The organism is Nonomuraea turkmeniaca, assembly GCF_005889735.1.
Classification (GTDB): domain Bacteria; phylum Actinomycetota; class Actinomycetes; order Streptosporangiales; family Streptosporangiaceae; genus Nonomuraea; species Nonomuraea turkmeniaca.
Map to the genome: position 1 here is coordinate 48,475 of NZ_VCKY01000043.1, position 6,407 is coordinate 54,881.

The following is a 6,407-nucleotide window of genomic DNA, read 5'->3' on the forward strand; positions in this document are numbered from 1 at the left end:
TGGGCTTTCCGGCACCAGAGAGCCGATCACGATCCGGCCATGACGTCATCATGATCCGGACAAACTGGTAGAACTTCACCTTGTGATTCGCATACTCCTGGCCGAGGACCAGCACGTCATCAGGGAAGCCCTCGCGACCCTGCTGAGCCTGGAATCCGACATCGAGGTGGTCGCGGCGGTCGATTCCGGGGACGCGGCGCTCGCCGCCGCCCTGACCCATCGGCCTGACGTGGCCGTGCTGGACATCGACATGCCGGGCGCGAGGGACGGCCTCGACGCGGCCGGCGAGCTGCGTACGCGGCTGCCGGAGTGCCGCACGCTCATGCTCACCGGGCACGGCAAGCCGGGGCACCTCCGCCGCGCGCTCGCGTCCCAGGTGGATGGGTTCCTGCTGAAGACCGCCCCGCCGGATGAGCTGACCTCCGCGATCAGGAAGGTCGCGCGGGGCGAGCGGGTGCTGGATCCCTCGCTCGCCGTCACCGCGTGGAACCTGGCCGACAATCCGCTCACACCACGGGAAGCCGACGTGCTGCGGCTCGCCGCGGCAGGCGCCGAGGCGCCGGAGATCGCCGCCCAGCTGTTCTTGAGCGCGGGCACCGTACGGAACTATCTCACGGCGATCGTCGCCAAGCTCAACGCCCGCAACCGCACGGACGCGGCCCGCATCGCCGCCGAAGCCGGGTGGATCTAAACGGACGCGGGGACCCAGGCGAGCGTCGGGGCCGTGGCGGTCAGCTCGAACCAGCCGTCTTCCTGGGAGACGGAGAGCCGCCCGTCCAGAGCCGCCAGGCGGGTGGTGAGGTTGCCGATGCCGGCCGAGCCATGGCGCCCCTTCGACGAGCGCGCTCCGTCGTTGCGCACGCTCAGCCGTACCACGCCGTCCTCCTCTGATGTCGTGATCGAGCAGTGGCGTGCCGAGCTGTGCCGCAGGACGTTGGTGACGGCCTCGCGCAGCACGGCGCCGAGCGTGGTCTCGACCTCCTGGCCGAGGGCGGAATGACCGAGGCTGAGCGAGACCTCGATGCCTGTGGCCGCCAGCACGGAACGTGCCGACTCCGCCTCCACGCCCAGCGACAACTTCCCGTGCCCGCCCGACACCGTCCGCAGGTCCTCCATCGCCCGTTCGGTCATCGTCAGCACGTCGTCGAGCTGCTGCCGGGCTCGCGCGGGCTCCAGGCGGCGGGCGAGCTCGCTCTTGAGCAGGATCGCGGCCAGCGTGTGCCCGAGGAGGTCGTGCAGATCCCGGGCGGCGCGCAGCCGTTCCTCGACGACCGCCGCGCGGGCCAGGCCGTCCCTGGACTCGCGCAGTTCCCTGGCCAGCTGCGCCAGCCTGACGAGCCCGTACACGACCAGGCCGGTCACGACCGTGCTGATCGCGTAGTTCACGGTCAGCGGGACCGGCAGGCCGAGCCAGGTGGCCGCGACCGCGACGACCGCCACCACCGCCGCCGTCAGTGGCAGCGCGGGCGGCGCTGCCCGCCACCCCCACGGCCAGGGGCCACAGCCTGGTCAGGAGCAGCGCCCCGCCGACGAAGCCGAGGATCCCGACGGAGGTGTCGAAGACCAGCACCGAGCCGTACGCCACGACGGTCTGGACGGCGAGCAACCACCACGACCGTCGTGTGACGAAGGCGACCTGCACGCCGAACGTGACCAGCGCCAGGGGCGACCCGGCCACCACGTAAACGCTCGAGAAAGCCGCGAACACCACGGCCACGATCACCTTTGCCGGCTCTTTCACGCCGGAAGCCTACGAGATGCCCCGTCAACCCACGATCATCAGGGGACGCCTCGCTCAGCACCGGGCGGCCCTCACGAGAGCGCTGCGGCCGGCGCCGGCCGACCCCTCACGCCTTCAGGCCCGACGAAAAGAGCCCCGGCCTCGCGGCCGTGGCTCTTGAGAAATCGAGTGGAGCTATGGGGATTCGAACCCCAGACCTCCTCCATGCCATGGAGGCGCGCTACCAACTGCGCCATAGCCCCTTGCGATCACCAAGTGTATCGGAATCCTGAAGCGCCCGTGTCACGCCGAAGGCCATGTGGTACGTCTTAGGTTTCATGTCCACCTTTGAAGACCATCGCGCCCTTTTGACCGGAGTCGCGTACCGGATCCTGGGCAGCGTCGCCGACGCCGAGGACGTCGTCCAGGAGGCGTGGCTGCGCTGGTCGGGCGTGGATGAGACGACGGTCGACGACCCCAAGGCCTATCTGATCAGGGTGACCTCGCGGCTGGCCATCGACCGGCTGCGGTGGGCGAAGTCGCGGCGGGAGTCGTACGTCGGCCCGTGGTTGCCCGAGCCGATCAGCACCGAGCCCGACGCCGCCGAGCACGCCGAGCTGGCCGACTCGGTGGAGTTGGCGCTGCTGGTGGTCCTGGAGACGCTGTCGCCGCTGGAGCGGGCCGTGTTCGTGTTGCGGGAGGCGTTCGACCTGCCGTTCGCGGAGATCGCCGAGATCATCGGGCGGGGCGAGCCGGCCACCAGGCAGCTGGCGCGGCGGGCGCGGGATCATGTGCGGGAGAAGCGGCCGCGCTTCGAGGTGGACAGGGGCGAGCGGAGGCGGATCACCGAGCGGTTCATCGACGCCTCCGCCAACGGCGACCTCGACGGGCTGATCGAGCTGCTGTCCAGCGAGGTCACGATGGTCAGCGACGGCGGCGGCAAGGCCAGGGCGGCACTGCGGGTCATCACCGGCGTGGAGAAGGTCGGCCGCTACCTGTTGTCGATCAACACACCGGCAAGCATCGCCCGCTTCATGGCCTCGATCGGCATGGCGGAGATCGCCGGCCTGTCCTTCGGGGTGGCCGAAGTGAACAACGGGCCGGCGATCGTGATCTCGGTGGACGGCAAGGTGATCACGGTGATCTCACTGCTGGTCGCGGACGGCAAGATCGAGACCATCTACCTTCTCGCCAACCCGGAGAAGATCGCTCACCTCAGTCCGGCGGGCTGAACGTCAGGCGGCCCGGCGGACCGGCATGCCGATCTCGCGTACCAACTCCGGGAGGTCGACTCCGGAGTCGCAAAGGATCCTGGCGGCGCCGTTGGAGCAGTCGGCCAGCAGTCCCCAGAGCAGGCGCTCCCCGGTGACCGGTCCTGGCCGACACTGGGCCACCTCGATCACCTTCCTGGCGTGCATGGCCAGCGGGATCTCGCCGAGCGGCCCGTACAACGTCACCAGGAGCGGCCGCAGCCGGGAGCGCCGCAGCCGCCACGCCGCGGGCGTGTCGGCGCCGGTCCTGGTGCGGCGGTGCACCTGGTCGAGGTCGATCCCCAGCGTGGCGAGCAGCGACCGCGCGTCGCCGACGTCCACCCGCTCCCGCACGTCGTGTGCGGACGCGGTGAACGACGAGAGCGTGAAGGGCCGTACCTCGGTCACTCCCAGCAGCATCAGGTCGGCGTCGAGCGCCGGCCGTCCGGCGTCGAGCGCGAGGATCCCGGCCCTGACCACGGCCCGGCGTGCGTCTTCGGTGAACCTGGCGAACAACGTGCTACCCCCTTGTCCGGCGAGCGTGCTTACGATGGGCGGTCTGCCGCCGAACCCCCAGCGAGTCGGCGATCTGCTCCCACGACCACCCTTGAGCGCGGGCGTTCGACACGTGCATCGCCTCCAGCTCCTCCAGCAGGGTCCTGAGCGCGGCCACCGCGGCCAGACCCACCCCGGGATCGTGATCGGCGGCCGCCTCGGCCAGTTCGGTGACTTCCATAGCGTCAGCATATGCTGACACGGACCGCTTGTCAGCATATGCTGACGATTTATCGCCGCTCGGTGAGGCGCTGACGGCCTGTCCGCGTCTAGCCGGGGAAGGTGGTGGTGCGCATGGTCAGGGCCGCCTCCTCCAGGGACAGCGTGACCTCGACCCGGCCCAGCTCCGCCGTGCGAGCGACGTGGGTGCCGCCGCACGGGATCGACGCCTCGCCCTCGGGCAATGCGCAGTGCCAGGTACGGCGGGCCGTCAGACCGGGCCCCGGCACGTCGAGCCAGACGGGCGCGTCGGCGGCCACCCAAGCCTTGAGCCGGTCGTTCACCTGCTGAGCGACCGGCTCGAGGTCCAGGTCCTCCGTGGCGAACCCCTTCTTGCGCAGCGACTTGCCCAGGCGGTAGACGTCCACGCTGCCGTACTCGGCGATCCGCGAGGAGGTGATGGCCGCCTGGTCGAAGTCGGGATGCCCGAGCGCGTCCAGCGGCGCCTCCTTGCGCCACCGGCCGGCGAGGGCCGCGTTGAGCGCGAGCGCGGCCAGGTGGCAGGCGGTATGCCCGGCCGAGAGCGCCGCACGGAATCCGGCGTCCACCTCCAGCTCAACCTCGGCCCCCACGGGCAGCGGTGTCTCGGTCACGTGGACGACCAGCCACTCCCAGCCCTCGGCGCCGCGCCGCACCGGGATGGCGTCACCCAGGAAGAGGTCGCCGGAGCTCGATCGCGCCCCGGTCACGCAGTCGGCCACCGGCACGCCGCCGATCGTGCCGCGATCGGCGGGCTGGTCGGGCCAGGTGTGGTCGAGGGGGTGGAACGGCGTCTCGGCGACGACGAGGCCGTGCCGGTCCCCCGACGGCACGGTCCCGACGATCGTGGAGCGGCCCGAAACCCGGCCGCTCGGAAAGGTGACGGCAGTGGATATCACCTCGTCATTGTCCCAGCGGCCGCTCGTCCTCCAGGTAGCGGTCGCGGCCGGCGTACAGGCCGGTGAGGAGCTGGACGACGAGCACGCCGAAGATCAGCAGGTACGGCAGCGTCCAGTCGCCGGTCCGCTCGTGCAGCACGCCGACCAGCAGCGGCCCGGCACCGGCGATCAGGTAGCCGCCGCTCTGGCCGAACGCCGACAACGCGGCCGTGGTCTCCGGCGTACGCGTGCGCAGGCCCAGCATCATCAGCGCCAGCGGGAACGACCCCATCCCGACGCTGATCAGCACCGCCCACACCATCGCCCACGAGATCGGCCCCAACCAGAGCCCCAGGAACCCTGCCGCGTAGAACACCACGAGCCCGACCACCACGGGACGCTGGTCCTGGAACCGGGCGGCGACGACGGGCACGAGGGCCGAGACCGGGATGTTCAGCGCGGTGAACACCCCGAGGATCAGCCCGGCCTGCGAGGTGCTGTAGCCGCCGTCGACGAGGATCGCGGCGAGCCAGCCGAACATGATGTACGCGATCATCGACTGGGTGCCGAAGTAGACCGCGATCACCCAAGCCATCCTGCTGCCGAGCATCCGGCGGATGCCCGAATCCCTGCTGCCCGCGTCCCGCTCCGGCTCACTGCGCAGCAGCGCAAGCCACGGAATGGCGGCGACGGCGGCCAGGGCCGCCCACACGCCGAGCGCGATGTGCCAGTCCCCCGAGGCACGCTCGATCGGCACGGTCGCGGCGGCGGCCAGCATGGTGCCCGTCGCCAGGGCCGTGGTGTAGACGGTGGTCATGATCCCGGTACGGGCCGGGAAGTGCCGCTTGATCAGCGTCGGGATGAGCACGTTGCCGACGGCCCCGCCGGACAGCGCGACCGCGCTGCTCAGCAGGAACACCGGCGCGGACTCGACCAGCACCCTGACCAGCATGCCCACGCCCAGCGTGAGCAGCGCCAGCAGGAGGAGCCGGTGCTCGCCGACCCGCCTGGCGAGGGCCGGCGTGACGACGCCCACGCCGGCGAAGGCCAGCACGGGGAGGGTGGTGAGCAGGCCGGTGCCCACGCTCGACATGCCGAGCGCACCGGACAGCTGGTCGAGGAGGGGGCCCACGCTGGTGACGGCGGTGCGGAGGTTGAGTGCGGCGAGGACGATTCCCAGCACGAGGAGCCAGGCGAGGGGGGTTGTTCTGCCTCTGGACTCTTGGGCGAGCACGCTCATGGCGGGCGATGTCCTCCACTCATCTAATCATGGGATGAATCGCCATCTTAACAGGACCGAAACAGGTGTTTATTCCTGGCCGCCGTGCCCGGTGTCGCGTTCTTCGTAGCGACGCGATCAGTCATCAAGGGCAACGGGCTGGAGGTGAGCGCCGGTGGACGAGGGCGCGGGGTCCGTCTCGCGGATGCGATCCGCGGCGTGCGGGAGGAACCGTCCGCGGCGATGGAGCACGCGGACACGCGGCTGCAGTTCGAGGGGGTCCCCGGCCTCGCCACCTCACTCCACAACCTGGCGGTGGACGATCGAGGGGCTTGGCATCGCCCTGGACATGGGGGATGGACCCCTCGCGCGGGCGACAAGGTCCGCATTATGGACGCTTGTCGCGAGCACCCCGCTGAAGGGGACGAAACCTGGACGGCCATCACCGGGACTGATCCTGCAGAATGGCCGGTCACGGGCTGAGCACCCCGGTGGTGGGGCGCGGCCCCTTGCCAGGGGCCACGCCAGGTGGGTCACATGACCGGGCGCGGCCCCTCGGGGGGTTCGGTGCCGGGAGGGGTCGGGCC

8 protein-coding genes and 1 tRNA gene are annotated in these 6,407 nt (G+C 70.6%); 3 read left to right on the forward strand and 6 right to left on the reverse strand.

What is annotated here, in order from left to right; all coding sequences use genetic code 11:
* Nucleotides 1-82: 82 nt before the first annotated feature.
* Nucleotides 83-691, forward strand: coding sequence for a response regulator transcription factor (locus tag ETD86_RS15465; RefSeq protein ID WP_138666843.1), 609 nt, complete (start codon nt 83-85; stop codon nt 689-691).
* Here ETD86_RS15465 and ETD86_RS15470 read toward each other — a convergent pair.
* Nucleotides 688-1,440 (reverse strand): sensor histidine kinase, encoded by a 753-nt coding sequence (locus ETD86_RS15470; RefSeq protein ID WP_170223092.1) that lies wholly within the window; start codon nt 1,438-1,440, stop codon nt 688-690. The genes ETD86_RS15465 and ETD86_RS15470 overlap by 4 nt on opposite strands.
* Before the next feature lie 14 nt (nt 1,441-1,454).
* On the opposite strand from ETD86_RS15470, the gene ETD86_RS15475 reads away from it, so the two are divergent.
* The gene (locus ETD86_RS15475; protein WP_138666845.1) at nt 1,455-1,685 is read left to right on the forward strand and encodes a hypothetical protein; all 231 of its coding nucleotides are present in this window, start codon (nt 1,455-1,457) and stop codon (nt 1,683-1,685) included.
* Nucleotides 1,686-1,910: 225 nt separating this feature from the next.
* Here ETD86_RS15475 and ETD86_RS15480 read toward each other — a convergent pair.
* Nucleotides 1,911-1,983 (reverse strand) — tRNA-Ala (locus ETD86_RS15480).
* A 75-nt stretch (nt 1,984-2,058) separates the two neighbouring features.
* On the opposite strand from ETD86_RS15480, the gene ETD86_RS15485 reads away from it, so the two are divergent.
* Complete coding sequence (locus ETD86_RS15485) at nt 2,059-2,952, forward strand: RNA polymerase sigma-70 factor (protein ID WP_138666846.1); 894 nt, start codon at nt 2,059-2,061, stop codon at nt 2,950-2,952.
* A gap of 3 nt (nt 2,953-2,955) precedes the next feature.
* Here ETD86_RS15485 and ETD86_RS15490 read toward each other — a convergent pair whose 3' ends face one another.
* The 4 genes from ETD86_RS15490 to ETD86_RS15505 all read right to left on the reverse strand — a co-directional run bounded on the left by ETD86_RS15490 (nt 2,956) and on the right by ETD86_RS15505 (nt 5,841).
* Nucleotides 2,956-3,486: a Clp protease N-terminal domain-containing protein gene (locus tag ETD86_RS15490; RefSeq protein ID WP_138666847.1), complete on the reverse strand. Its 531-nt coding sequence runs from the start codon at nt 3,484-3,486 to the stop codon at nt 2,956-2,958.
* A 4-nt stretch (nt 3,487-3,490) separates the two neighbouring features.
* Nucleotides 3,491-3,706, reverse strand: a complete 216-nt coding sequence (locus ETD86_RS15495; protein ID WP_138666848.1) for a helix-turn-helix domain-containing protein — start codon at nt 3,704-3,706, stop codon at nt 3,491-3,493.
* A gap of 88 nt (nt 3,707-3,794) precedes the next feature.
* Entirely contained in the window at nt 3,795-4,622 is an 828-nt protein-coding gene (locus ETD86_RS15500) for an alanyl-tRNA editing protein (RefSeq protein ID WP_138666849.1), read from the reverse strand.
* 4 nt (nt 4,623-4,626) lie between these two features.
* The gene (locus tag ETD86_RS15505) at nt 4,627-5,841 is read right to left on the reverse strand and encodes a CynX/NimT family MFS transporter (RefSeq protein WP_138666850.1); all 1,215 of its coding nucleotides are present in this window, start codon (nt 5,839-5,841) and stop codon (nt 4,627-4,629) included.
* Between the last annotated feature and the right edge of the window lie 566 nt (nt 5,842-6,407).

Coding starts and splice junctions, on each gene's coding strand:
- ETD86_RS15495 (WP_138666848.1), bottom strand. CDS start 3,706: ATGGAAGTCACCGAACTGGCCGAGGCGGCCGCCGATCACGATCCCGGG.
- ETD86_RS15485 (WP_138666846.1), top strand. CDS start 2,059: ATGTCCACCTTTGAAGACCATCGCGCCCTTTTGACCGGAGTCGCGTAC.
- ETD86_RS15505 (WP_138666850.1), bottom strand. CDS start 5,841: ATGAGCGTGCTCGCCCAAGAGTCCAGAGGCAGAACAACCCCCCTCGCC.